Origin of the sequence: Rhodococcus sp. 06-235-1A, assembly GCF_002258785.1 — a bacterium.
Classification (GTDB): Bacteria; Actinomycetota; Actinomycetes; order Mycobacteriales; family Mycobacteriaceae; genus Rhodococcoides.
In genome coordinates, this window is sequence record NZ_NOYI01000011.1 from 55,415 (window position 1) to 81,568 (window position 26,154).

The 26,154-nt window shown below is 61.6% G+C and carries 21 protein-coding genes and 1 pseudogene; 19 read left to right on the forward strand and 3 right to left on the reverse strand.

The window, feature by feature from the left end:
• Positions 1–161: 161 nt before the first annotated feature.
• Positions 162–497 (reverse strand): helix-turn-helix domain-containing protein, encoded by a 336-nt coding sequence (locus tag CH275_RS09530; protein WP_094677785.1) that lies wholly within the window; start codon positions 495–497, stop codon positions 162–164.
• Between the two features lie 909 nt (positions 498–1,406).
• Between CH275_RS09530 and CH275_RS30260 the strand changes: the two genes are divergently transcribed.
• The 18 genes from CH275_RS30260 to CH275_RS09615 all read left to right on the forward strand — a co-directional run bounded on the left by CH275_RS30260 (position 1,407) and on the right by CH275_RS09615 (position 24,116).
• Positions 1,407–1,631 carry an ammosamide/lymphostin RiPP family protein gene (locus tag CH275_RS30260; protein WP_143546730.1) on the forward strand — a complete coding sequence of 75 codons (225 nt, stop codon included), beginning with the start codon at positions 1,407–1,409 and terminating at the stop codon, positions 1,629–1,631.
• 11 nt (positions 1,632–1,642) lie between these two features.
• Entirely contained in the window at positions 1,643–3,418 is a 1,776-nt protein-coding gene (locus tag CH275_RS09540; RefSeq protein ID WP_218828764.1) for a hypothetical protein, read from the forward strand.
• Between the two features lie 239 nt (positions 3,419–3,657).
• Positions 3,658–5,823, forward strand: a complete 2,166-nt coding sequence (locus tag CH275_RS09545; protein WP_218828765.1) for a lantibiotic dehydratase — start codon at positions 3,658–3,660, stop codon at positions 5,821–5,823.
• 1,064 nt (positions 5,824–6,887) lie between these two features.
• Positions 6,888–8,060 (forward strand): lantibiotic dehydratase family protein, encoded by a 1,173-nt coding sequence (locus CH275_RS29770; RefSeq protein WP_218828766.1) that lies wholly within the window; start codon positions 6,888–6,890, stop codon positions 8,058–8,060.
• On the forward strand, positions 8,057–9,490 hold the full coding sequence (locus CH275_RS09555) for a hypothetical protein (protein ID WP_094677500.1): 1,434 nt from the start codon (positions 8,057–8,059) through the stop codon (positions 9,488–9,490). Before CH275_RS29770 ends, CH275_RS09555 begins: the two co-directional genes overlap by 4 nt.
• Positions 9,487–10,083, forward strand: a complete 597-nt coding sequence (locus CH275_RS29775) for a hypothetical protein (protein ID WP_218828767.1) — start codon at positions 9,487–9,489, stop codon at positions 10,081–10,083. Before CH275_RS09555 ends, CH275_RS29775 begins: the two co-directional genes overlap by 4 nt.
• A 69-nt stretch (positions 10,084–10,152) precedes the next feature.
• The gene (locus CH275_RS09560; RefSeq protein ID WP_218828768.1) at positions 10,153–11,736 is read left to right on the forward strand and encodes a hypothetical protein; all 1,584 of its coding nucleotides are present in this window, start codon (positions 10,153–10,155) and stop codon (positions 11,734–11,736) included.
• A complete protein-coding gene (locus CH275_RS09565; RefSeq protein ID WP_094677502.1) occupies positions 11,733–12,965 on the forward strand; it encodes a metallopeptidase TldD-related protein in 1,233 nt (410 codons plus the stop codon). The genes CH275_RS09560 and CH275_RS09565 overlap by 4 nt, the downstream gene beginning before the upstream one ends.
• A complete protein-coding gene (locus CH275_RS09570) occupies positions 12,958–13,983 on the forward strand; it encodes a hypothetical protein (RefSeq protein ID WP_094677504.1) in 1,026 nt (341 codons plus the stop codon). The genes CH275_RS09565 and CH275_RS09570 overlap by 8 nt, the downstream gene beginning before the upstream one ends.
• Positions 13,958–15,046, forward strand: a complete 1,089-nt coding sequence (locus tag CH275_RS09575) for an NAD(P)/FAD-dependent oxidoreductase (RefSeq protein ID WP_094677506.1) — start codon at positions 13,958–13,960, stop codon at positions 15,044–15,046. Before CH275_RS09570 ends, CH275_RS09575 begins: the two co-directional genes overlap by 26 nt.
• On the forward strand, positions 15,043–15,717 hold the full coding sequence (locus tag CH275_RS09580; RefSeq protein ID WP_218828769.1) for a VOC family protein: 675 nt from the start codon (positions 15,043–15,045) through the stop codon (positions 15,715–15,717). Before CH275_RS09575 ends, CH275_RS09580 begins: the two co-directional genes overlap by 4 nt.
• Positions 15,711–16,304 carry a flavoprotein gene (locus tag CH275_RS30345; RefSeq protein WP_094677508.1) on the forward strand — a complete coding sequence of 198 codons (594 nt, stop codon included), beginning with the start codon at positions 15,711–15,713 and terminating at the stop codon, positions 16,302–16,304. Before CH275_RS09580 ends, CH275_RS30345 begins: the two co-directional genes overlap by 7 nt.
• A complete protein-coding gene (locus CH275_RS09590; RefSeq protein WP_094677510.1) occupies positions 16,301–16,879 on the forward strand; it encodes an NADPH-dependent FMN reductase in 579 nt (192 codons plus the stop codon). Before CH275_RS30345 ends, CH275_RS09590 begins: the two co-directional genes overlap by 4 nt.
• Positions 16,876–18,243: a cation:proton antiporter domain-containing protein gene (locus CH275_RS09595; RefSeq protein ID WP_094677512.1), complete on the forward strand. Its 1,368-nt coding sequence runs from the start codon at positions 16,876–16,878 to the stop codon at positions 18,241–18,243. Before CH275_RS09590 ends, CH275_RS09595 begins: the two co-directional genes overlap by 4 nt.
• Before the next feature lie 11 nt (positions 18,244–18,254).
• Positions 18,255–20,018: a tryptophan halogenase family protein gene (locus CH275_RS09600; RefSeq protein WP_179276072.1), complete on the forward strand. Its 1,764-nt coding sequence runs from the start codon at positions 18,255–18,257 to the stop codon at positions 20,016–20,018.
• 44 nt (positions 20,019–20,062) lie between these two features.
• On the forward strand, positions 20,063–21,256 hold the full coding sequence (locus CH275_RS09605) for a M20 family metallopeptidase (RefSeq protein ID WP_218828775.1): 1,194 nt from the start codon (positions 20,063–20,065) through the stop codon (positions 21,254–21,256).
• Positions 21,257–22,062: 806 nt separating this feature from the next.
• Positions 22,063–23,667 (forward strand): hypothetical protein, encoded by a 1,605-nt coding sequence (locus CH275_RS09610; protein WP_143546732.1) that lies wholly within the window; start codon positions 22,063–22,065, stop codon positions 23,665–23,667.
• Positions 23,668–23,669: 2 nt separating this feature from the next.
• Positions 23,670–24,116, forward strand: coding sequence for a pyridoxamine 5'-phosphate oxidase family protein (locus CH275_RS09615; protein ID WP_094677518.1), 447 nt, complete (start codon positions 23,670–23,672; stop codon positions 24,114–24,116).
• Positions 24,117–24,131: 15 nt separating this feature from the next.
• Here the strand turns inward: CH275_RS09615 and CH275_RS09620 are convergent, their stop codons facing one another.
• A complete protein-coding gene (locus tag CH275_RS09620; RefSeq protein WP_256990943.1) occupies positions 24,132–24,836 on the reverse strand; it encodes a methyltransferase in 705 nt (234 codons plus the stop codon).
• A gap of 51 nt (positions 24,837–24,887) precedes the next feature.
• A pseudogene (locus CH275_RS30350) lies at positions 24,888–25,385 on the reverse strand (methyltransferase family protein); the annotation flags it as partial.
• Positions 25,386–25,388: 3 nt separating this feature from the next.
• Here CH275_RS30350 and CH275_RS09625 point away from each other — a divergent pair.
• On the forward strand, positions 25,389–26,144 hold the full coding sequence (locus CH275_RS09625) for a VOC family protein (protein WP_143546733.1): 756 nt from the start codon (positions 25,389–25,391) through the stop codon (positions 26,142–26,144).
• Positions 26,145–26,154: the final 10 nt, after the last annotated feature.

Consider the following 26,154-nt stretch of genomic DNA (forward strand, 5'->3'; position numbering starts at 1 on the left):
GTGTTCGTCGGGGCCGACGTCAAGAACAGCAACGTCATGCCCGGTAATCTGTTCGATCAGCGCTGCGAGGTCACCGAGGGGGAGCACTCCCAGGCCATGCTCACGACGGAACGCGCTCGCTGCTTCCTTGCCCTGCTGTTCCGGAGTCGTGTTACGTATCGTCACCGGGGAGCGGCGATGGCTTGGTCGTCCAAATAGGCGTCCAACTCGACGAAGTGCAGCAGTCGCTGGCGCATCTTATCCATGGCTGAGCCGTTCGTTGCTCGCGCGGCACACAACACTCGGCTTGCGGCCGCTGTTCCGGTCAGCTGGGCCACGGTGCACCCGGTGGCGTCCGCGATCTGAATGATCTCGGTCATCTTCGCTGCGCGTTTGCCGGACAGGATGCGACTGAGCGTCGACTGCGAGATGCCGGTTCGATCTTCGAGTGCTCTCTGGGACAGCTGAGCTGCCTCGCGAGCACTCTCGATCGCCGCACCCATATGCGTCGTTGGCATACGAATCACCTCCCTTTGAATCACTTCTACTAACTTGATTCAGTGTAGCTGGTGTCGCCCGCGGGGGCCACCTCATGCGCGCTCTCGGAATCGACGGGTAGAGCTTTGGTGCGTGTAGCTGTGATGACCCTGTCATCAGCAGACGCGCCACCGCCTCGTGTGATTCGGAGATGTCAGCAGCTCCAGAACCGGGTCTCGTCGAGCAGCTTGCTCTCCGAACTGCTGTGTTGGTTTGCGCTGGTGCTGCCATGCGATCTTGCGTTGAGCCCAAAGTCGGTACCACTGCTGAGATTGGTGCCGGGTCTGAGCAGATACCGCAGGCTTTTCGCGTGGGACATGCTCTACCTGCGGTTAGAGCCGTATCGACACACGCTCAGCATACGGTAGTCGGTTCGGTATCACCGTACGGTATTACAAATACGTATCTGTTATTGACAGCGAGGGCGGGTGTCGATAGTTTGTGTTTGGCAGCAGAATATGCGCCCATCCGACCGGGATGTTGGCGTGTTCTGTAATTCAGTTACGCACGAGGGGGCTCGGCTTTCAGGCGCACACTCAATTCTCAGTCGACCGCCGCTCACGTGGACCGTTCAACTTCAATCGGAATTGCGCACTGGGACAACTGCATTCAGCATGTCAGACGCGAACTAATGCCACGTTGCTCTTAGGCTCGACCTCGTTCGATGTGGACTGATCGGGGTTCGGTTTCTTGAGTCGGACTCAAATTCTCTGAGAAGTACTGCAGAGCAATGCTATTCGGTGTACACGGCAGGTATAAAGAAGAGCAGTAACAACTTTCGTTGATGACGCAAGCTGGGAAGCTCGGAGGGGACAAGATCGGCACGTCTTGCCGATCTGTGCGCAATTCATTCGATTGCTGAAATTCCGACAAGAGTGGAGAAGTTTACGATGGGCAGTGAAGTGCAGAAGAAGGTCACAGCCGTTGACCATGACGAAGACGGCCAAGCTGTTGGGTCACTGGCGGACCACGAAGGCGTAGACGCGAAAGTCGTTGTCGATGACACGCTCGAGGACCTAGACGATCTGGACGATGTCGACTTCGATCTAGACGAAGTCGAGAACAAGATTGCACCACTCGCGCTCGCTGAGGCCGAATCGGTGGTGCATCCGTGACAGTCGGATCTGTGACCGCCGATCGCGCGGTCATCTCCGATGTCGCGACCGGACCCGCCGCGTCCTATGCAGGACTTAGGCAAGCGATCTCCGATATGCGTTCGAGTGGTGCATCGTTCGGCTCTCTGCCGACGGATTATGCCGCCGAATGGGCGACCCTCTTCCCTGGCGAGGTCACACCCGCGCGTCCCCTGCAAGACATTGCGTTGGCCGCCTCCGAACGTCGTCTGCACCGAGAAAGCGAGCAGGTGTACAGGACAGTCGCGGTCGCGGCCGCAGCACTGTGCGCCGGGATGATCGAGCTCGATCGCCCGCTGGTGCTCCGGGGGCTCGGCCAGACCGACCTCAGCTCCTTGCGGGGATTCATGAGGGCATTCGAGTTCGCCCGGATGGAGTCCTCGGCGCGGATCGTCGTCGACGACATCGGCTCGGTACGTGTGCCAGAGGGGATCGAGGCGGATTTTCGAGCGGAACGTCGCCGTTGCCTCGCACGAATGAACGCATCGGTGGCCGAATCGGAGTGGGTGATCGACTCAAGCCCTACGTTGCCCACGACAGGCGTCGGGCAAGAGGCCAGCCTTTTCGAGGCGGCGATCAGCAATCAGAGCAACTTAACCGATCGGCTTGCCGCATCGCTGACCTACTGCCAGGCTGGCTTCTTCAGTGCCAACTGGGAGGGCATGTCGATCGTGGCGCTTGAGTCGCTACGTTATCTGCCACGTCTCGGCGAAACACGGGTCGCTGAAATCCTCGACCAGGCGATCCGCGCCGGCGACGATCGTGAAGCCGCCATCGAGTTCGAACCCGGAATCTTGCGCACCGCTTCCGATCTGGCAGCATACTTCGCCAAAGTCCTTGGCATACAAGCAACCTTCCGCGGAGATCAGACCTCAGCCCTGCAGTGGTTCCGTCGAATGCGTGAGTCGGGCGAAGGGCTTTCGCCTGAGGTCCGAGCTCAATCACATCTCTACAGCGCACTGACCTTGACGAAACGCAAACGCCAACTGTCTGCAGCCGTCAGCGAGCTGGAAGCTGGGTTCGCCGCACTTGCCCCGACTCCCGGTGAGCCCGCAAGTATGCGGCGCGAGCGAGGGTGGCTACACAATCTCCGCGGCCTCACTTACTTCGCGGAGAAGCGGCACAAGTCCGCATTCGAGCAGGAGAAGCAGGCGCTAGGGTGCCTTGCTGATCTCGATGATGCGAGTTCGGCACACCTACGGATCAACATTTACTCGAACATCAGTGTCCTGCAGGAGCGTTCGGGCAAACCTGAAATGGCGCTCCGTACTTGGGAGCGGTTCGCTGGCGTACCGGGTGCCGACACCATCAGTTTCCGCAAGCACCACTCATACCGCTCAGCAGGGTTGAAGCTGTTAGTGGGCGAGAGTGACTCCGCGTTGGTCGAACTCGGCACGGTGCTCGACGCCGCGAGAGCGGGCACCGACGATTTCCACGAGTGCGAGGTAAATCTCGAACTCGGTGGCCTTCACCTGCGGCTCAGCAACACTGATGCTGCCGAAAGTCATTTCGTGCATGCAGAAGTCGCTGCACGGAGGATCGGCGACCCGTATCGCACGGCACAGGCCATAGCAGGTAGACACGCTGCCGGTGACTCAAGGGTATCCACCACAACTGCCATCGACATCGCAAGAAGGAGTCTTACACATCCGCACGCTGCGGCCGAGTTGGCTGCTGAGCTTGCGAACGGATGCGTTGCGATCGACTCGCTTCCGCAACCACGAACGAAACTGAACCGGCCATTCGACCTTGTCAATTTCCAGGACTGAGGATGACAGGACAACCTGTTTGGAAGATGGGGTCGCGTTTACTGCTGCGTAGGGCGGGTTTTCCTGTCGACATGTGGCGTGAACTCGGTCATGAGGCCACCACTGACGCATCGGGGCACTACCGAAGCGATGTTAGGCAGTTCGAGACAAAGCGAGCCGAGCTGCTGGAGACAGTTGTCTCGGCCGTAACCCAGGCTGCGGCGGAGAATGACAAGGCTCGGCTCCGCGCATACTCACGGGTGCGAAGTCGAATCAACAGACACCTCGACATCGAGGCGAACGCGGACCTGGAGTCGCTCAGCGGGCAGATCGAGGCATACCGCACCGCGCTGAGTGCCGCGACAGCCGCCGCGGAACGACTACTCGAAGCCGGCACCCAGGAACTACAGGATCGTCCCCATCGAATACGAAACATGCTGCTCGACCCGCGCTTCCGTGACGCGGTACTCCAGCTCGCACCCTCGGTACACGCCGAGGTCATGCGGTCGACAGCACGACCGCCCGAACGGGTTCTAAAGGCCAAAGACCGCGCATTTCACCGACGCATGTACCTCTATGCGCAACGGCTCGCAGGTAAAAATGAAACCACCAGCTTCTTCGGACCACTGATCCACGGCCGAATCGATGTCGACACCTCAGGTATCGCATTGGGCACAGAGACCGCGTCCGGGGTACGCGCGGTTGAGGCATTCTTCTCCTTCTGGGCGGTGTGTGCTCTCGCCGAATCCATCGCGTCTGAGCCGCTAGTTATAGAGCGGGTGCCTCTGACATGGGTGCCTGCATGCAGACTCGAAGCCGACGTATTACATCTGTCTGATGGTCGCCGGGTTCACTTGACCGGTGATCGCGCGAAAGTTGCCGATGCAATCGACAACGAACGCGGACGTGCATCGATAGCGGAAGAGACTGAGCTCGATGTTGCAACCGTCGAAGACATCGTCGGACGATTGAGCCGAATCGGCGCGGTCCGAACGGTGCCGGAACCACCATCGACATCATCACGACCGTTGGCCTGGCTCATCGAGTGGACGAACACCTACGCCGCGGATACGCGATGGCCCGGCATCCTTACCGAGTTGAACTCGGGCGCTGACAGATACGCCGAGGCAACCGACGACATCACTCGGCGTGACGCGCTGGAGACGTTGGAAGCACAATTCGCTGCCGTGTCCGGTGTGCAAGCTCGGCGCGCGGCCGGCCGCATGTATGCCGACCGCGGAATCGTATCGATCGATGCATGCGGAGATCAGAGCCCGGTGCTAGTCGGACACGATGTTGCATGCGACTGGGAAGCGCAGCTAGGCCCGGTACTCGACGTTGCCATTCACTACGGTGAACTGCGGGCGTCAGCTGCGGCCGGGCTCGTTGCGGAGCTGATGCGGTCCCGAGGAGTCACCGAAATCGCCTACGACGAGCTGATTCGTTGGACCCAAGACCTCAACCAAGACCAGATCATTGCGTTGGACGCGCCAACGGAAGCCTTCCGCGACAAATTCACCACATTGATAGCGGGTTCCGTCGCCGGCAGCAGCCCAGGAAATGCTGTACTGGATCCCGAAACATTCCGAACGTTGCTGCCGCAAAACGTATCCGGGGCACGCTTCGTCAGCCCCGACATCATGATTGAACTCGACTCGTCGGGAGAGCAGCGGCTAGTGCTCGGCGAACTACATCCCTACGTGTTCAGCTGGGGTTCGCAAAGCCATTTCTCGGATGAAGGACAGGACCTACCGGACGTAGATCTGGCACCCTGGGGTGGCGCCAGCCGACTGGCCACTGTCATTCGTAGACGCCAGCACAAGGGGCTAGTCTCCGACATCTTTCCTGGCCATTTCATCGAAGTAACCGCGGTAGCGACCGACAACCCGGCGCGATCGATCCCCTTGTCGCAGGTGCGAGTGTTGCTGACACCGGATGGACCGAAGCTTCACTGCTCGACCGGGGAACTCGTGCTCTATGCCGGTGAGGATGACCACCTGCACTTGCGTGCGTTCGCCGCGCCAGCAGCATCCTTACCTACAGTGCGCTTCGGTGAAGCAGCACCGAGAATTATCGTCGGTGACGTTCTCGTGCAGCGGGCTCGATGGTGGTGCCAGACAGCGGATCTGATTCCAGACCGAGGTACGCGGTTACCCGAAATCGTGAGGCGTATCCAGTCGATGCGAGCCCTGAGCAGTGTGCCTCGATTCTGCTTCGCAGGAGTTCCTCAAGAACCCAAACCGATTGGGATTGACCTAGACAACCCTCTCGCAGTCGACGCCCTCGCCGCGATGTTGCGGTCGGCAGATGCACAGCAATTCACGTTGACCGAGATGCGTCCCCAGCCGGACCAGCTGTGGCTGCGCCACCATGAAAAGCCGACGACCTCGGAATTTCGAATCACGTTCACCCGGAGCGATGCATGACGCACAGCTGGACCATGTTGTCGACGCTGGTGCTGCGTAGCGCGGGCTTCCCCTGGCAGCTGGTCGAGTCGCTTCGATACACACACAGCGCCGAAATCGTCGCCGAAATCGTCAACATGGAAGATCACGCGCGGACTCTCGCACAGCAACTGCCCGGTGTCCGGCTCAGCCGTGGTGACCAAAGCAAACTTCGGACACTACGTCCACTTGCCATTCGCGGGAATAACTTTCCTGAGCAATGGCTGACCGAGTGGAACAAACTGACGTCAGGATTAGCAGACAAGCACGAACAACTCGCTGAAGCCGTCACAGTTGACGCAGCTGCGGTAACCCAAGCCTTCGCAGCGCTGCGGTCCGATGAACGCGTTGGGGAAGCTATTGCCTGTTCTTCGCCACCGGCATACCGAGACCTGTCCCGCGGGGTGAAGGGCGCACGCATTCGCCGCCAGCTCGCGTCGTACGCGCAACGTTTCGGTGCGAAAAGCGAAACGATGAGCTTCTTCGGCCCGATCAATTACGCGGACCTCGCACCGCTCGATTCGAACCAGTCGACAGTGACCTGGCGGGGACATCGAGTCATTCGAGACCGAGAAGCCCATACTGCAGCCCGGGTTCTTCACGCGATCAACCAGATTGTCGATGCCGACGACAACATCCTCTCCGATGCGATCCCACGTCGAAAGACACTGTTGAGCACAGCGTCCGGATTCCCAGCCCTTGTCGACGGCTGCCGAACCGTAGGTGAGATCGCTCGTGATGAGGCAGTGCCACTGTCGGTGGCGCTTGACCACGTGCGTGCAGGGCTACGTTCGGGTCGGCTAACTCATGACCTGACTCCACCTTCGACACTTCTCGACCCGTGGGGGTGGCTCGATGATCGATTGTCGCAGCGCACGGCTGCGGGTCACCCGAGCGAAGCGCACGACACAGTCATAAAGGTGCGGAAGTTGCTCACCGCGTACCCGTCTGCCTCCGCGCCGGCGAAGCTTGCGCTACAAGAAGACCTAGACTCGATGATCAAGTCCGGCCAGGCCAGCGATGATCGTTTTTACAATGACCGGGTCGTGGTGCATGAAGCCGCGGTGGGCACCACCGAAGCGACTCTGCGCGGCGACTTGGCGGGCGATCTTTTGAAAGTCGTCGCACCCGCACTGGACTTACTTGCATATCAGGCGGACCTCACACGCGAATCCACGAATCGCGAGCTCGCTGCGCGGCTTGGGAATCGAGTGGTCCCGTTGGCCACCGCGCTGCGAGAAGTAGGCGACTTGACCGTCCAGACCGCAGACTGGCTGACCGATATCATCACTGCCGCACTACAGAGGATCGACCCAGACACAGCCGTTGTCGATCTCGCCGAGCATCTCGACGATCCGCCTGCGCCGCGTGATCCGGTTCTTTGCTCGATCGACATGCTCCCCGCGACCGGCGACCTAGCGTGCTATCTACCCGGATCGACACCACTGGTCCTCGGCGATATCCACGACGCGCCTCTACTTACCCCGTGGGCACTGCGGTTCCATCCCGATTCCCAGCACGTACTGCTTGACCGTGACGCAGCCATCGAAGCTGCACTCGGAACGCAAACCGCAGTCAATGTCATACCGCGGCGCAGCACGGGATTGCCTCCCCTGGAATTCCCTGGGTTGGTATTAGAACTCGGCGGCACCGCTGCCGACACGACCCGAGCGCGGATCGGACTCGACGCACTGCAGGTCCGCAGCGATGGGAAGCAGGCAATCCTCGTCGATCGCGCTGATCCAGAACGCTCATTGCTCTTTCACAACGGGGAGCTCGACAGTGGACTCCACACAGCACTGGCGTTGCCCCGCATAAGACGCGCCGTTCTTCCTGACCTGCCGCATGTACCGCGCCTGACGTGGCACAACGCGGTACTGAGTCGACGCACTTGGAAGCTGCCCTCAGCCGAAATTCCACAGCCGAACATAAAGATCGGGGAGACCGGCCGACTGGTGGCGACCGCGCGAATGTGTGCCGCACGCGCGCTGCCCACCCGTTTCTTCGCGAAATCGCCAACCGAGCGAAAGCCGATTTTCGTCGATACCGCAACCCCGTCGTTGCTGGATGCATTGACCCGACTGGCGGCGACCTGCGAGACCTTAACTGTCAGCGAAGTTCTGCCGACTCCAGAAGAGGCCTGGTTACGTGACGGTGAGCTGCGCTTCGCAGCAGAACTGCGGTGTGTTTACCTCCGGAAGGGAGCGAACCAGACATGACGCCACAAGCACCGCTGCTGGTGATTCCACCGCTATCCGATCCGACGAGGACAGTCACAGACCCTGGGCCCCGGGTCCTCGACCTCAACACGAATTTCAGAAACCGCGCCGCCGACCCAGCCCGATTGAGTGCGTCCGCCGAGACAGCCGAGCCGCTCGATGCACTGTTCCTACACGCTGCCACAGCAATATTCGCTCGTAAACGCCAGGACGAAGCAACCTTGCGAGCGATGGGAGTGGCGCTGCGGTCGATGACTGCACACGACGAGACCTTGCGGATGACCGCCGACGATGTCGAGATCGTCGACGGCAGCACCGAATCGAGCAAGGATGTAGCAAACGCGGGACGGCGTACGACGCTGTTCGGGCCGGAGGTCGCACTGGCTGCGGAGGCCGCCGGCCGAGGTCCGATGCGCGTCCTCGTCGACACAGACCAGCAATTGCCAGCTGCGATCGCCATCGTCCTCGGTTCGGCATCGAACAATATCGCGCTGTGCGGAAAGTTCGCGCTCGCCCACCGGGCGACCTTGTCCCGCCTACCCGAACTACGCGGCACAACAATCTCAGCGTGGGTCCCACGCTGGCAGTTGGCACCGCAGTGGTCCGACGGGAAACGGGTCACTGCGGTCACAGACCCGGCCCATCCGACCCAGGGTGAACCCTGGGTCGGATGGCTCGATGTCGCGTCGCTACTCCACACGCCGGAGTCTGCTCTAGCACTGTGCCGGGGCGTGATCCTCACTGCTGCTGCTCGGTCCGGCCGAACTCAATTCACCAGTGGCGTCAACGGCACGACCGTCGACATCGCCGATGTCGTCAGACGGATGCCGTCCGATGTCCCGATACGTGTCGAACTCCTCGTCGGTGCACCAGGGGTGGAGTCCGAAGCGGTCAAGGAAACAGCACATGCCTTGGCCAACGACGACGAACTTCGTCTCGCCGGCCTCCGTCCGTTCCGTCTTAGCGTGAACGCACACGGCAGCTGGGGAGGTCGTCAACTGACCCACCGTCCGCAACCGACAAGCCGGGATCTGCCCAGAAGTCGAGACTTCGACGCCGCGAAAACTATCGAGCACCAAATGATCTCGGGAACCATAGCTGAGCTTCTGGCGGAGCTCTCGCCAGCGGTGGAGCTCTTACCGGGCCGCTTCGCTGCTACCGCACCGATGTCCACGACAGGACAGGACGGCTGGTCTGCCAACGCTCAGGTTGTGCGCAACGACGGACTAGGCCCAGACAGCCGGGGACCGGGGTACTTCGTTGTGAATTTGCGCTCAGGAAGCGCTTTTCGCCTGCACCCTCGCCTCTCTTCGGTCGTAGACCGGCTCGCGCGCGGCGACAGATCGGTTGCGCAGCAACTATCCGACCGGGTTCGTAACCGGCTTTCCGGCCAATTGGTCGGAGCCGGCGTATGGAGGGGATCTCTGTGACCAGACAATGGCGTGTAGGACGCGTGTTCGTCCTACGCCACGCCGGAATGCCGTTCGACTGGCTCGAAACTTTCACCGCGGACGCCGACCTCCTTGCCGTGGCGCAGGACGTGCTGAACTGCGAAGCAGCGCTACTGGACGCAATTGGCGGACAGGCCGCCAACTCAGTGCGTTCCGCGGTGCGTCGAGGTTCGGGCGACAGGTTGCCTGGCCTGACCAACCCGCGCGCTCGTGCGGCAGCGGAGGAATGGACCGCCGCTACCCGTCGCTTCGAGCTGGCCTACGCGGCCGCAGATGCCGCGGCGGGCGATCAGCTGCGCGAGGTGCTGTGTCGACCTGAAGTCGGCGAGGCAGTATTCCTGTCAAACCCCGACGCGTACCGAAATATGCTGGTGCCCTTTTTATCCCACGAAGGTGCGCTGAACTCGCGGTGGCGTCGCGTCCGACGGCAGATGTACACCTACGTTCAACGATTCTGCGCCAAGAACGAAACCGTGAGCTTTTTCGGACCCATGGCGTATGGAACAGCGGGTGAGACGACACGGCTTCACAGACAACGCCCACGAATAAGACGCGTCTTCCTATCCGAATGAGCGGTCCGTACCCTGATTCGCGCGATAGCCCGTGACACGCGACTACTACCTCATCTCCGATTCCACCCCGTGGCAGTGAGCGGTGTCGCAGCACCCGCGACCTTCTCGGCCCTTCAGGTCGGCGGAACCCGGTTCATCGACCTGGTCCGTTCGACCGGTCGTCCACCCAAAGAGATTGCCGGCGACCTTCGCAAACTGCTGGCCGACGGTGCCGCGGATGTCGAACTCGGAGAAGGCGAATACGACACTGCTCCCCTCAGAGCACTGCGGGACCAGCTCGCCGCGATCCCACCGATGCCCGCAAAAGACGAATGGATCGACCGTATCGACGAACTCGAAGGTCTGCGCGCGTCGATGGAAAACCAGCCGCTGGACGAGCGCATTTCTACCGTAGCAACTTTGGAACACCGATTCACTGAGATCACCGGTAAACCGGCCCGGCGAGGACAAGGTGCTACATATGCCGACCGCGCGATCTTCTTCGAAGAATGCTCTTCCGAGTTCGACCTCGAGATCTCCGAACATCAACTGGCCGAATGGGAACGCCGCCTTTCACCTCTGCTCGAGGTGGCAGTCGCGCACGGCGCTGCAACCCAACGAGCGGCAGTGGCGATGGTTCGTGACGCGCTCGCGGACGCCGGACACGACCCTGACGACGCTATGACGCTCGCGGACTGGTCGATGCGCGCAGCTGCAGCCCTTGAAAGACGAGAAGTGAGCACTTCGCGATTCCGCACAGGACACGCCCCGACCTACTGCGGCGCAGCCGCCGACGCGGAGATCGCCACTCTCCTAGAGAAGGCCAAAGACCAGCGGGGGGACCGCTACGCAGTGGTCGACCTCTGCCCCCGCGCCGTCGATGAACACGCACTTCCCGGAGCACCACTTATCGTCGCGCGTACACACCACCACCTCCTGGTGCATAGCTGGCTCGCGACCATGTTCGACAATCCAGACAAGTTCGCCGGCGACGCAAACGATTGGATCACCCGCAGTGCGGACAGTCTCGTCGGCCTCGATTTCGGGCGCCGAAACAAGGGCTACTACAGATTTCCTGGACCGGAGATCGCCTTCCGGCCGCTGTCGTGGGCCGACACTCGGCGAAGGGACCTACTGACCGCAGACGATGTGACAGTCACTCCGGTCGGCGATCGGGTTGAACTCCAGGATCGCCGAGGCCGACACTTGCGTTGCTATGTGCCTCTGAGCGATTTCGTGAAGTATCCGCCCACCGCCTCGTTGTCACATCCGCAGGTAGTCCATCCCGTGTTCTCCAGCGAACAACAACATCAACCCGAGATCGAAATAGAGGGCGTGGTTGTGCAACGCGCCCGGTGGGAGGTCTCGACGGACGAGCTCACCGGTACGACTCCTTCTAGCCGTTTCCTGAACCTACGACGCCTGGCCCAGCTGACCGGCTGCCGGTTCGTCTTCTGCCGCAGCGCAACTGAGCGAAAGCCCTACATGCTGGATCTGGCTGCACCCTTGGCTGCTGACCTGCTGGCCCATATTGCCAAAACGCCGGGTGTGCTCGACATCGAGCCGATGTCACCGGAACCGGAGATGCTGTGGCTACGTGACCAACAGGGGCGTCGCTATACCAGCGAGGCCCGAATCCAACTCATCGGCCACGACACCGAGGAGGCACGGTGACCGTTGTCCTGTTCGCCGAGAACACTATTCGCGGTGTCATGCAGATCGATCCGACCGGCACCATCGAGCGTGAGAACTACCGAACCGCGGGTGGCTGCGTAGAAACAGTGGATGCCGCCGGGATGGGTGAGCACCGTGCGGCGGACGATCCGGCACAACTTCCACCCGAGGCCGCTGCAGCATTGGCGCATGTCTTGACACAGTCTGTCCACGCGTTCGCTGCGCCCAGCGAACCTATTCTGCGTGAGCTCGCTCGCGAGACCGGTGCGGTCGTGCGATTCGCCGGACTACATCAGCGAGTAGTCGCCGGCAACCGGGAAACCCAGGTCGAAGATCAACGCAGATACGCCTCCGTGGAAGTCGAAATCGACACACCGAGTGGACCGGTGTCCGAGGCGCGTTTGTCGACCAGCACCGCAATAGAAGTAGATGATATTGCCGCGCTGGTCGACGAACTACGCTCGCGGGCGTATCTGCCTTCCGCTGATCCGAGCGAGATCGATTGGCAGCAAGCGGATCTGGTTCTACTTCCGGGACGAGCCGGAGCATTCTTCCACGAGCTCGTCGGTCACCCGCTCGAAGCTGACGTCCTGGCGACCGGGACCAGCTGGCTCTCGGGCCGTCGAGGTGAGGTGATCGGTCCACGCTGGCTGACCGTTGTCGACGGACCGAGTGGGGCAGAGGGCGGCTTTCGTAGCGCTATCGACGACGAGGGGACCGAATCGACACCTGCAGTTCTACTCGACAACGGTAGGGTCTGTGAGCCGATGACCGACGCTATGTCGGCTACGCGTCTCGGTTTTCGCCGAACCGGCCACGGTCGTCGCCTGAACTATCGGCACCCCGCAATCCCACGGATGACGCACACCGTCGCAACAATCGAGCCGGGCATTGTCACAGCGCCCCCTGTGCGACCGTACCTCGCACCACTGGGTGTGCGGTTGGAGTCGATGAATCTCGCCACCGGCAATTTCGTCTTCCGTGCCAACGAGTCACTGTGGTGCGAACCGGGTGCAGTGACACGCCGGTTCGGGGCAATCGAGATTTGCGGCAACGCAGGTACTGCCCTCGGTGCCCTGATGCCGGTCGACCCGGCGATCTTGGCGTACGGGAGAGCCAATCGTGGGTGCGGCAAACTCGGCCAATTTCCGCTTCCGGCTTCGTTCGCCAACGCTGGAATGAGCCTGCCCGCCAACGTGGTCAGCGTGCGAAAGGTCCTCCATGGCTGAATTTGATCGGACCACCCACACGCTCCTGGCCGGCCCGCGGCGGAACCGTGCGATCGATACCCTCGCGCTACAGCGCGACCGGTCGGGCGCGGTCATCTCCTCGATCCGGCTCGGCAGAACCGAGCAAGGTTTCGACTCCGTAGAGCCGGATGCAGCAGTGATCAGCACACTCGATCGGTGGAGCATCGATCGTGGCGTGCCTCTGCAAAGCGCGATCGTCACCGTGCTGCAACGCCAAGACTCCAGACACACAAGCGTGCTCGCGCGGCTCGAAACCGCAGTAGGCCCGGTACTGATCGGGACGGCGACCACCGCGGACCCAACAGAACTCAGTGACGCGCTCGCCCTCACTCCGCCAAAGATGCCGAACAGGTTAGACGAGCCTCCCACGGACTGGGCGCAGCTACCGCTGTGCTTACGACCGGAAGTGGCCGCTGTTCTCATCGCCGGGGCGGGCTTCTCACTGTTGTCCGCCAAGGGAACCGCGACTCGCAAGACGTTGACGGGCCGCAAACTGTTACCGGGACTCACTCTTACCGAAGTACCCGTGTGGCCGACCCAAGGAACACCCAACGATCTCGGCGGCATATCGATGGTCACCGAACTGATAGAGAACGGGCGAGTGCTCGCCCCAGATCTCGAACCACGGCTGGTGTGGAATCACGACCTTGGCACCACGGTTGCTCCGGCCATAACCGGGTGGCGGCTCACCGGCCCAGGAGCGACAGAGCCGCCGCGGTTCATCGAACTCCTCCACTGTGTAGAGGGTCTGCAGCGCTATCACTCCCGCGGCATCGTCCGGCTCACCTGCCTTGCCCGCGAGAGCGACTGCGGCACATGGTTCTCGTTGACTTTGACCGGCCGCCCGATTCATCTGCTGCGCTATGCGATGGGGGTCAGCGGCCCGGTCTCCACTGTCTATACCGACGCCGAAGTGACCACATCAACCGTGTTGCTGCCTTCAGCAGAAACGCTCAACAAGAAGGACCGCGATGTCATCACCGTCAGTCAGCCATGATTTCGCCATCGTAGGAGGTGGCATCGTCGCCGCCTGCCTCGCCGACGAACTCGCCACTACTGGTGCCTCGGTTGTCGTCTTCGACGCGGGCGCTACCGCAGGAAGTGCGACCCAGCGCGCCGCAGGCGTCGCAGTACCGTCGTTGCGCTATCTCGGCGATCAAGAGTTCTATCAGTGGCTCTGCGCTGCCAGTGAGTATCTGGCATCCGATATCGCGAGGCTCGAGCAGGAGACGGACCAGTTCGCGATGGCTCGTCCGATCCTTCGGGCACTGCGACAAACCGACGCCGAACAGCACGCCGCCAGCCTCGCAGACGTCGACGGCAGGTGGGTCGAGCACGCTGATCTCGGTGAGATTGCGCCCGGACTGAACCTTCCGAAAAGCCGGCAATACATCCTCAGCGACGGGCTGATGGTGGATGGGGCCGGATATCTAGGTGCAGTACGTGATCACGCAGTCGCCCAAGGCGTCACCTGGTTGCAGGGAACCGAAGTACACGAACTCAACGAAGACTTATCCGGAGTCAGTGTGACGACGGGCCGCGGTGTGTTCCGATCCGAGCGTGCGGTCGTCGCAGCCGGTGCATGGAGCAGTTTTCTCGGAGCACCGGCCGTGACTCCGCAGCGCGGCCAGATGATTCTGTTGCGCACCGAGGTCGAGCTACCGGTGATCTTCTCCTCGGCGCTATACCTCGCGCCGGCGATCGGTGGTGGTGTTCTAGTCGGTGCCACCGAAGAAACCGTAGGCTTCGATGCCAAAGTCACTGCCGGTGGAATTTCCGGTTTGTTGTCGTTCGCGACTGCGGCAATGCCAGCGCTGGCGAGCGCCGAACCGGTCGAACTGCGCGCCGGGCTTCGCCCCACGACCGCATCAGGTCGACCGATCGTAGGCGCGATACCGAATCGCTCCCGACTCTTCGTTTGCGCTGGGCATGCCGGTCACGGACTGCTGAGCGCTCGAGCAACCGCTATGGGTCTGGTCTCCGGCCTCACTGAAGACGACTGGGACTCACTGCCATACAGCATGTGCCCCAGCAAAATCACTGCCGAATCGGCTCGGTGACCGCAGTGATGCGCATCGACCATGTTTTGCTCGGATCTCGTAGCATCGAGGCGTTGCGCGATCGGTTACGCGACGAATTCGGGTTCGGCATCTGCGACGGCAGTCCCAACCCGGACGGTACCGCCAGCTGGATCGTACCTATGTCCACCGACCAGGTGCAGTACCTGGAAATTCTCGTAACCCACGACGAGAACCTGCTCGCTGGTTCGGAATTCGGGCGGCTGTTCCTCGACCGCACAGCTGATGGGCCCACACTTCTGAACTGGGCTGCGCTTGTCGACGACATCGAACAAGTAGCTGCACGCATCGCCGCCACCGGAGCGTCGGCGGATCTGCTCACCGGCGAATCGGTACGCGCAGACGGGGGAGTGGTCCCTTGGGCAGAAGCAGGCTTTGCCGCATCATGGGCCACGCCCGAGCGACCGTTCTTCCTGGCTTACGGAGACATGGCGACACGGCAAGAGAGGGTGCCTGTCGACCTCGACACTGCGGCCCACGATCGCGTGCCGACCGGCATCACTGGTCTTCGTGTACGAACCGCCGATGCGACCGACTACAGGGCATGGATGGGCGGCGAGCGCCCCGGTATCGAGATCGTCGAGGACCCCATCGGAGGCATCGACGAAGTGCAGATGGCAACAGCAGAAGGCCCGGTGACTCTCCAATGGTGAAGGCGTCGCCGGTACTGCACGCCATTGTTACCGGTGCCCCGCCGGCCGGTGGAGTCGGCGCGCTGGTGGCTGCTGCCCAGGCAGACGGGTGGCAGGTCGGGATAATCTCCACCCCTTCCGCCTTGCCGTTCCTCGACGTCGACGCTCTCATAGCGATGACCGGGTATCCCGTGGTGCACTCTTTCAGATCACCGACCGAACCGGAACCGTTGCCGCCTCCGGATGCTGTGGTCGTTGCCCCAGCGACAGCCAACACGATAGCCAAGCTTGCGACCGGAATATCGGACACGCTCGCCACCGGACGATGCGCTCAAGCGATCGGTGCAGGCATTCCGCTCGTTGTTGTCCCGTTCAGTACCCGGGACCACTTAGCCCATCCTGCGATCGTCACAGCCATGTCGTCGTTGCGCGCCTGGGACGTCACAGTTCTGTACGGAGAACAAGTGTGCTCTTTGCCCGCAGGCGGACCGACAAGCCCTGTGGCGGGGGCCTTCCCGTGGCGGCTTGCCTGGGACCACGCTCGTACGGAGTACACGAGGGCACAGTGCGAGCGACCGGACAACCATCAGCGGAAGACGACACCGTGAACACATCCTTAGTAGTACTCAGCGGCTCGCTGAGTCGCGGTTCAGCGAGCAATCGACTCGCAGACTGGTGCGCGCAACAATGCGCACCGCACATCGATGCCACGGTATTTCATGGCCATCAGCTCGAATTCCCCTTCTACACACCAGGCCGGGTTGCCACTTCGCCAGTGGACCGATACCTAGATGCACTCCGCGCTGCCGACGGTGTCGTCTTGATTTCACCTGCGTACCACGGCAGCATTTCGGGACTGCTGAAGAACGCTTTGGACTACATCAACGAGCTGTCCACCGATACACGCCCTTACCTGCACGGACGGGTGTTTGGTTGCGTGGCTGTCGCCGGTGGGGAGCAGGGCGCGGCCAGTACACTCGCTGCTCTGCGTGCGATCGGCCACGCGCTACGTGCCTGGCCAACCCCTCTCGGCGTCGGAATCGCCCGCCCACCGTTCACCTCGGAAGGGCTGCCCGCCGACCTTACTGTCTCCCAACAGTTGCCGAGCATGCTCGACCAGGTGATAGAAATGTCGCGCGCTCTGAACCACACGAAGCAATCGCTCCCAGCCGGGTCGGAATGATGGACATCGATACCGCGGTGCCACGCGCACGCGCGTTTCGCGCATTCGCCCCTGAAATGTTCATCGCAACAGCCGCATTCGGCATTCTATTGATCGTCTCACTGGTGTGGACCCGGCCCGCCGGCGTCGGGCCGGTACTGTTCGCGCAGTTGCTGTTGGGCGTGACAGTGGTCATTGTGGCGTGTCGGCTCGCTGGGCGTGCGGCAGTCTGGCTGGGCCAACCTCGGGTCATCGGAGAGATCGCCGCAGGAATTGCTATCGGACCCTCGCTGCTCGGTCAGCTGTGGCCCGGTGCTGTGGATGCGCTGTTCCCCGATCAGGTTCGATCACCGATGAATTGGGTTGCCCACCTCGGTATGGTCCTGTTCTTGTTTCTGGCCGGGATGGAGATCGATCCAAAACTGTTGCGGCGCAGCGGCCGCTTCACCACATCTGTCAGTCAAGTCGGCTTTCTGTTCCCGTTGTTGCTGGGAATGCTGTTCGCGGTGCTCGCATACCCGTACCTTGCACCTCCTGGTGTGCAGTTGCTTCCGTTCGCGCTGCTCGTGGGGGCCGCGATGAGTGTCACTGCATTGCCGGTTCTCGTTGTGATCCTGCGGGGTAGCCCGCTGCGAGGTACCGCACTGGCAGCTATCGCAGTCACCGCGGCCACCATCGCCGATGTGCAAGCATGGATTCTTCTTGCACTGGTTGCAGGCCTGGTCGGCGGCTTCGCCGGGGGGGTACTTCCCGTCGTCGGACTTACTGTCGCGCTCATGGCGGGATTGATGCTGGTACGCCCCTGGCTGCGCGCATTGCTGACCAGCCAGGCAATTCCACTCCTGATCCGTGTCGTCATTCTGACTGGCTGCGCAGTCGCATTCGCCGAACTCGCTGCTCTGGCTGGAATGCACGCAGCGATAGGCGCGTTCGTTTTCGGGTTGCTCGTACCCCGTGTCGGTGGAGTGGCGGAAGGGTCGATCAGGTTGTTGGGTCCAGCCGCCGCAGTCCTGTTGATGCCGTTGTTCTTCGCCGGCAGTGGCATGGCTACAGACCTAACGAAACTCGGAGCGGCAGGCGCATTGTGGGGATGGTTCGCAGTCGCTTTGGCTCTGGCGCTCGTCGGCAAGTACGGAGGAGTCGCGTTCGCCTCACGTGCGGCAGGCGCGTCGTGGCCGAACTCGGCGCGGCTCGGCGCGCTCCTGAACTGCCGCGGCATGACGGAGTTGGTCGTACTGGGTATCGGGCGGGATCTCGGTCTGCTCGCGCCCGAATTGTTCACAATTCTGGTGCTCACGGCGTTCGTGTGCACCGCAATGACATGGCCTGCGCTCGCGGCGGTAGATCGATTCAGCCTCAGCGACCCGGTTGCAAGTCCACGTTGAAAGGTTTTCGCATGTCCGTACACCCCTTGAACGACCTCGATCGTTTGCTCGCTAGCCTGCCTGACGACGACTCAACCGCAGTGCGGGAGTGGTTCGCCACCACGAACGGCTTCAGCGCCGGCGTCGCCGAGAGCGAGGCTGACGACTTCCGCGACATTTCGGCTAGTCGCCCACGCGATGACGATCCCCGCGCAATTCGTCGTATCGGGATAGTCGGCGGCGGCACCGCGGGTTACCTCACTGCGCTGGCTTTGCGTGCCAAGAGACCATGGTTAGAAGTGACTCTTGTCGAATCGAGCGGGATCCCGATCATCGGCGTCGGCGAGGCGACGACGCCGTCGATGGTGCCGTTCCTGCACCACTACCTCGATATCGACGTCGAGGAGCTGTACCGCGAAGTTGCACCCACGTGGAAGCTGGGCATCCGTTTCGACTGGGGCCCCAAACCCGCTGGCTTCATGGCACCATTCGACTGGGGTTCCAACTCGATCGGTCTGTTGGGCTCGATCGCCAGCCAAGGCGACATCAACGCATTCACGCTCCAGTCGCTGCTGATGGCCCACGACCGAGCGCCGGTCTTCGACCTCGGCGATGGCGAACACATGTCGCTGATGAACCACTTGCCCTACGCCTATCACCTCGACAACGCGCGATTCGTCCGGTATCTCACCAAGCTCGCTCGTCGTCGCGGCGTACATCACCTCGACGCCACCGTCGATCAAGTCGTGCTCGACGCAGACGGTTGGGTCGAGCACCTGGTCACGACCGACAACCAACAGATCGAATTCGATGCCTACGTCGACTGCTCCGGTTTCCGGTCGCTGTTGTTGGGCAAAGCGCTCAATACTCCCTATGTGCCCTTCACGGACAGCCTCAAAACCGACCGCGCAATCACAGCGGTTGTGCCACACCAGGGCACGATCAAGCCGTATACGCGCGCGACCACGATGGACGCCGGCTGGTGCTGGACCATCCCGACGCGCACCGATGATCACGTCGGCTACGTCCATTCGTCGCAGTTCTTGGACGAAGATGCTGCTACAGCGGAGTTGCAGCGGCTCTACCCTGACGCGCATTCTTTCAGGACTGTCCGATTCCGCTCCGGCCGACACGACGAAGCGTGGCGCGGCAACGTCATCGCGATCGGCAACTCCTATGCGTTCGTCGAACCGCTCGAGTCCAGCGGGTTGATGATGATCACGTTAGGGATCATGTCGCTGGTTGGTTCGCTACCTGCGTCGTGGGATGAACCCAGCCCACGCGCCGTTGTCAACGCCGCACTTGCTAAGAAGTGGGATGAGATCCGATGGTTCTTGTCCCTGCACTACCGCTTCAATACCCGCAAAGACACCGAGTTCTGGGTGGACGCACGGGCGAACACAGATATTTCAGGTCTGCTGCCGTTGCTCGAGGTGTATGCAGGCGGTGCCCCGCTGCGATTCCGTGACCCGGTAGTGCGTGGGTTTCTGGAGTCCACCGCGCCGACCTTCTACGGCCTCGATGGGGTCGACTGCCTGCTGCTCGGGCAAGAAGTGTTGACGAAACTGTTGCCGCAGAGCGAATCCAGCGACGCGTGGGCAGCACGCAAGGCAGCCGCCGATGCGCTCGTGGCTCGCGCGTTGCCCGCCGGGATCGCATTGAAGGCTTTCGATCAGGATCCTCGGCTCAATGCAGCTGTCCTCCGCTCCCGAGACAGTTGGGCCGGCCCGCGTGGCACCGAGCGCCTTGTCGGGGCCGAACCTGTCGCCGCAGGTACACGAGCCGAGCCGGCGTGAGGCAGACGCCGACTACCGCGGTTTTCGATCTGCTCGGCGCTGAGATAGGCGAGCGATGCCGTAGTGCGATCGAGAACTGGGCCGAGGACCTGCGCGAACTGTCGCACGCCATACATGCCGACCCGGAGACTGCGTTCGACGAGCATCGTGCGGCTGCACGCTGTGCGGATCTCCTGCAGGCGAGCGGTTTCAGGGTGCAGCGCGGAGTAGGTGGATTGGCAACCGCGTTCAGCGCCGAGTACGGTTCCGGGCCGTTCGTTGTCGTGTTCTGCGCCGAGTACGACGCGCTGCCCGAAATGGGTCATGCGTGCGGACACAATGTGATTGCCGCTGTCGGTGTTGGTGCAGGGCTAGCGCTGCGTGATGTTGCTGACGAACTCGGCATCACCGTACGAGTTTTGGGGACCCCAGCCGAAGAGTCCGGTGGGGGAAAGCTCGTTATGCTCGCAGCGGGTGTCTTCGACGATGCCTCGATATGCTTGATGGCACACCCGGCGCCGGAAGAGAACTGTGCACCGAGGTCGCTCGCGGTGATGGACATCGAAGTCACATACCACGGTCGTGCCAGCCATGCGGCCTATGCACCACACGCTGGAATCAATGCCGCGGATGCGGTCACTGTCGCCCAAGTGGCGATCGGGCTGGCTCGACAACATCTAAAGCCCCGGCAGATGGTGCATGGCATCGTGACCGAGGGTGGGAAATTGCCCAACATTGTGCCGGAGCGGACCCGTGCGCTATTTCTGCTGCGAGCGTCGGATCTGGAGGATCTGCGGGATTTGCAGAACCGAATCATGGGATGCATACAGGCTGGGGCGTCCGCAACCGGATGCACGTTCACCGTCGCCGAGCCAACGCCGGCCTATGCCGAACTCACCCATGATTCCTGGCTGGTCTATGCCTACCGCTGTGCCGCGCGCGCACTGGGGCGTCCTTTACTCTCCGAGCAAGCCGAGGCTGAAATGCCCACTGGTAGCACTGATATGGGCAACGTCAGTCGGGTGGTGCCCAGTATCCATCCCACGCTGAGCATCGACTCTGGCGCTGCGGTCAACCATCAACCCGAATTTGCTGCGGCATGCGTCTCCGACTCGGCCGACCGCGCAGTACTGGACGGGGCATTGGGCCTCTGTTGGACCGCTGCGGCCGCTGCCGCCGACGTGGATCAGCGAGCACGCTTGGATCAGGCGCGGACCGACAGGTTGCGGGAACACAGGCGATCGACGGACAAGGGGTGATGACGATGCAATCGGCAACTGGCCACTCCGAACAGGTCGAGAATCAGAGTAGAAGCCCTCTGACACGAGAGGTCGTATTACCCGATCGAGTCCTGCGAATCCAGTTGCGCCAGTGGGCATTGCTACGCACCCCGGGTTTTTCGGCGCAGTTGGCCGACGCCGCGGTGGACATCCGACGTTTTGCTGCTGTCACACGCATTCTGGACAGCGAGGCCGCCCTGGATGAGATCGCAACTGAATTCGGCGAAGCGGTCGCGCCGAGGCTCGGCGAGTTCGCGACGAGACAGGAGAATCGACAGCGGACGCAGCGGGCGGTACGTCATGTCCGTCGACTGCTGACCGAACGTGCTGAGCTCGACGCGCGTGCCACGGACCTGTTACTCAGTGCAGGCATCGATGATTGGACGAGACGATGGACCGAGGCTGTGCAGGACTATCGATCACTTCTGGCCCCATACGAGTTCACGGAATCCAAAGCGTTGGACGAAGCCCGATCGAGAGTGCGCGAAGCCTTTGCCGATGAGCGAATTCGCCACGCAATCTTCGTTTCCAATCCCGACTTTCATGATCATGCCGTCGCGGTTTGGGACCGCGACCGCGCCGAGTCGCCGAACGCATCGTCTCGTCGCACGCTCGTTACGTTGCACCGCTATCTGCGGCGATTCAGCACCAGATGCGAAACAGTGTCATTCTTCGGCCCGGTCCAGTTCGTTGCACTCGACGGGGCTGCAATGGAGCCGCTCACCATAGACGGGCCTGGCTCAGAGCGGGTCATCGTTGAGGCGAGCAGCTGGCTGGTTGAAGCGATGACCAGGCACCTCACTGCCGCTGCTGTTCCCGCGGACCGATCGGTACGACGTAATCCGCTGTTCGCAGAGCTTCCCGATGGCATCGGGCTGATACACACCGCTAGCGGCCGTAAATTCCGCGTCAACGCGCAGAAGCTCATAGTGTGGAGGGTCGCAGATGGGCGTACGGCCGAGGAAATGGCTCATGAATTGGGCTGGAAAGTCGACGAGGTGTTGGCCGCAGCACGCTCACTCGGTGGAGCGTTGTCGGTTCTCGCTCACCCGACCACATCGGTAGAGCTGCATGCGCTGACGCGACTATCTGAGGCCACCGATGACCCTGTGGTGGCAGAACTCGCGGTGGTGCGTGATCGCTACGCGAGCACAGTCTGGCCGCAGCGGCGTGCGATGCTCCTCGATGCAAGGCGTATCGCCGGTGAGTTGTCGAACGGGACGATCCGTCGACAAGAAGGCAGTCATTACGCTGATCGGGAGATCTTTCATGAGGACCGAACCGGCCCGTACAGCGAGAGAATCCGAATCGGCGGTCAAGCCTTAGAAGGGATTGGCGACGCTCTGGGATCGGTACTGCCGATCTGCTACCTGGGAGCCTTGCTGCGCCGCGCCGACGCGCAGTCCGCGCTACGAGAGGTGCTCGGGGGCAAGGCCACACCGTTGGCAGCGCTTACCAGCCTCACGCTGCCGGCTGAGGGGCCCGCCATGCGTGAGCTTCGAGACCGGCTCGAGTCGGTATTCGAGGCTAGCCCCAATGTTCGGTCGGGAGACATACATAATGCGTTGGCTGATCTGTGGTCATCGGTGCCGCCCGACGCGACTGCGGATAGCTGTTTTCCGAGTCCGGATCTCATGGCACTCGGCCCGGAACTGTCCACGACATCTTGGCTTCTGGCAGAACTGCACGACGACTGCAGCTCGATCTACGGTGGGCTGGAATCCCCGTTATTCAGCGAACCTGATCGGCTATGGCACGAATTCGCTACTGACGTCGCAGCGATGGTCGGCGATCATGCGGCAACGATCGTGGGGCGTCGGCGGAGCGCTCACGTCACCCCGGAGCTCCCAGGCATATCAATCGAACTGGCAGGGCGCTCAGGCAAAAACCAGCACGAGATCGTCCCGATCGCTGATGTCGTTGTAGCACCCGAAGGCGACGCCGTGTTGATCCATGGGCGCAGGCGCAGGCTGTATCCGGGAGATCTGGATGCCCCCCTGTACTGCGCCCTGGCACTTCCGGCCGTCGTACCGGTTCCTGTCGGCTCTGGTGCGCATACCCCGCGACTGACCATCGACGGCACCGTGTACCAACGTGAACGATGGCGCTGCAACATCCCCGTATCCGGGAACGCGCTCGATCTGCACAGGCTCCGCCGCCGCCTCGGTCTGCCACGACGAGTGTTCGTAAGGTACCCATCCGAACCCAAGCCGCTGTACCTGGATTTCGCAGACCCGCTGAGCCTTCGTGAAGCGGCGCGGTACGCAGGTGCCGAGGTCAGTGTGACCGAAATGCTGCCGGTATCCGATGACCTGTGGTGGCCACCCCAAGACCCCCAATGCGCTGAAGTGCGAATCGGTTGTTCGATCACCCCCGTCGAGAAGGAGTAGATATGACGATCACTGGAACAGGTTTGGATACGTTGTTGGTAGACCGTCCAAAGGAATACTGTGAACGTGTTCACCACCGTTTAGTTACCGAGCAGGTGGTGTGGTTCACGACCGTGAACTCGCGCGGAGTAGCAGCACCGAATCCGGTGTGGTTCTACTGGGATGGAGCGAGAATCGTGGTCGCCCACGATAACAGGGCGCACCGGCTGGCACACCTGCGCCGCAACAGTGGCATTGTGCTGCACTTCGACTGCGGTTCTCATGGGCGCGACATCGTCGTGATGGAGGGTAAGGCCGAACTGGCCACAACGCCCGACATCGGACCGGATGCCGGATATCTGGAGAAGTACCGCCGCCCGATCGACGAGATGTTCGGAGGAGTGGAGTCATTCCTGCAGTCGCATCGAGCCCTGACGTTCATCGAGCCGACACGACTGCGTGGATGGTAACAAAGTCAGGATTGATTAAACCGCAGTTGCCGCAACGAGGCTCGTGCGCTCGCTGAGCGAATGCTCTACACGATCGAGGCGGAATCCGGCCGAAGCCAGCAGGTCGGCGGTTTCCGCCTCGGTGCGCTCGCGGCCCCCGATGATCATCAGCAGATGTAAGTCCAGGAGACCACGCGCCGCGGGTTGTCCAGGTCTGCGTAGGCCACCGACAACGAGCAATGCGTCTCCTTCGCGCATCGCTGCCCTGCAATTGTCCAGGAGGATCGCGGCATGAGTGTCATCCCAGTCCGACAGCACTCGGCACAGGACATAGGTATCGCCACCAGTGGGAACTCGGGTCAAGAAGTCGGCACCTTCAACGCGCGCACGTTCCCCGAAGCGAGTCAGCGCACGTGCTGCGCGCTCGACGACCCCGGGTAGGTCGACCACAAGAACACTCAGATGAGGATGGGTGTCGAGCATGGTCGACGCGAGTTTGCCGTTACCTCCGCCGATATCGGCGACGACAGTCGCCCCACGTAGTGCCGGGTCTTGGGTGATGAGCTCGCACGATTCGGTGACCGAGTCCGCCATCGCTGCGTCGAAATCCGCAGCTGCATCAGGCCGGCTGGCCAGATGCTGCCAGAACGAGGTTTCGAACACTGCGTCGAAGGCGGGTAGCCCGGTCCGAATGGCGTGAGCGGAACCTTCCCACGCCGCATATTGCATTCCAGCGGACATTGTTGTCCATCGAGAGAGTGACCCAGGCACGTCGCAGCGCAACAGCTCACCTGCGGGGGTCAGCGAGTAATTGTCACCAGTTCGGGTGACCAAACCAACCTCGAGCAACGACTCGAGTAGTCGGCCGGTTGCCGATGGATGGGTCTGGCACCGGACAGCAAGTTCGTCGACATGGAGAGGGCCATCCTTGAGTGCATCAGCGATACCGAGGTCAACTGCTAGGGCCGTTACCTTGGCACGTCGGTAGCCGGTTACCAGTTCGCGAATGTGGTGTGCGGGATCGGATACAGAGGGAGATTCTGGCGGGCCGGCAAGGGGGGAGGCGGAGTTCATGGCGTCTCGATCCTGAATCGATGCGGCGGCTAGTTTTTCAGAAACTTGTACGGTACTGTTTGTCGGTACAGCCATACGGTACCATCGTACTGAACTGGTGGGGAGAAGTTCGAGCGGAAATCGCTCAGAGGGCACGCCAGTGCCACATCCGAGAGGGCTTGTGGCACGTTTGCCTGACGCGCGGACTCGAATCTGACTATTAGTAAGGGAGTGCATTCGGTGAACGCGAAAGCTGGTCGGCCTGGAGTGGCCTTGGTGGATGTGGCAGTTTCTGATCCCAATGGTGCAAGTAAGTTCTACGGTGAACTGTTCGGGTGGGACTTCGACCCTGAGCTGTGGCCTAACGGATACCGGTACGCGCGCGTTGACGGTTCCGTCGTCGCCGGAATACGTCCCTTGAACGATCAGGAATCGGCTAAGTGGGATGTCTACTTCGGGGTCGATGATGTGGACGTCATCGCTGCAAAGGTTTCCGATCTGGGTGGGCAAGTAGTTTTCGGTCCTAACGACGCCGGTGATGCAGGCAAGGTCGCGATCGGCCTGGACACCGCGTTCGGTGCTTTCGGTCTTTGGGAGGCAGGTGCTGGATGGGACTTCGTTCAGGGCCGTGACGACACGCTGGTGTGGTCGGAATTGCTGACACCCGAAGCTTCGGTGGACGAATTCTATTCATCGCTGTTCGGCTTCGAGACCCATCAAATCGGAGAAGAGGCATTCGACTACACAGTCTGGACACTCGGCGGTGAGACCTCGGTCGGTCGGCTCAAGTCATCTGACGGAGAAAGCGCCTCTTGGACACCATATTTCGGCGTCGATTCTTCGGTTGGCACTGACAAGGTCGTTGCCCGGGCCTCCGAGCTAGGCGCGCAGGTCCTGTTCGGCCCCGCAGACATCCCGGCGGGACGTGTCGCGACTTTGCGAGATCCCTTCGGCGCACAGTTCTCTCTGGTCGACCTGTCCCGTTCGACTCGTTGATCCGGTCGGC

What these genes read in the sequence shown, in the direction of transcription:
- CH275_RS09610 (WP_143546732.1), top strand. Translation starts at nt 22,063, where the DNA reads ATGACCAGGCACCTCACTGCCGCTGCTGTTCCCGCGGACCGATCGGTA.
- CH275_RS09530 (WP_094677785.1), bottom strand. Translation starts at nt 497, where the DNA reads ATGCCAACGACGCATATGGGTGCGGCGATCGAGAGTGCTCGCGAGGCA.
- CH275_RS30260 (WP_143546730.1), top strand. Translation starts at nt 1,407, where the DNA reads ATGGGCAGTGAAGTGCAGAAGAAGGTCACAGCCGTTGACCATGACGAA.
- CH275_RS09595 (WP_094677512.1), top strand. Translation starts at nt 16,876, where the DNA reads ATGATGGACATCGATACCGCGGTGCCACGCGCACGCGCGTTTCGCGCA.
- CH275_RS09555 (WP_094677500.1), top strand. Translation starts at nt 8,057, where the DNA reads ATGACGCCACAAGCACCGCTGCTGGTGATTCCACCGCTATCCGATCCG.
- CH275_RS30345 (WP_094677508.1), top strand. Translation starts at nt 15,711, where the DNA reads ATGGTGAAGGCGTCGCCGGTACTGCACGCCATTGTTACCGGTGCCCCG.
- CH275_RS09575 (WP_094677506.1), top strand. Translation starts at nt 13,958, where the DNA reads ATGTCATCACCGTCAGTCAGCCATGATTTCGCCATCGTAGGAGGTGGC.
- CH275_RS09600 (WP_179276072.1), top strand. Translation starts at nt 18,255, where the DNA reads ATGTCCGTACACCCCTTGAACGACCTCGATCGTTTGCTCGCTAGCCTG.
- CH275_RS09570 (WP_094677504.1), top strand. Translation starts at nt 12,958, where the DNA reads ATGGCTGAATTTGATCGGACCACCCACACGCTCCTGGCCGGCCCGCGG.
- CH275_RS09615 (WP_094677518.1), top strand. Translation starts at nt 23,670, where the DNA reads ATGACGATCACTGGAACAGGTTTGGATACGTTGTTGGTAGACCGTCCA.
- CH275_RS09620 (WP_256990943.1), bottom strand. Translation starts at nt 24,836, where the DNA reads ATGTCCGCTGGAATGCAATATGCGGCGTGGGAAGGTTCCGCTCACGCC.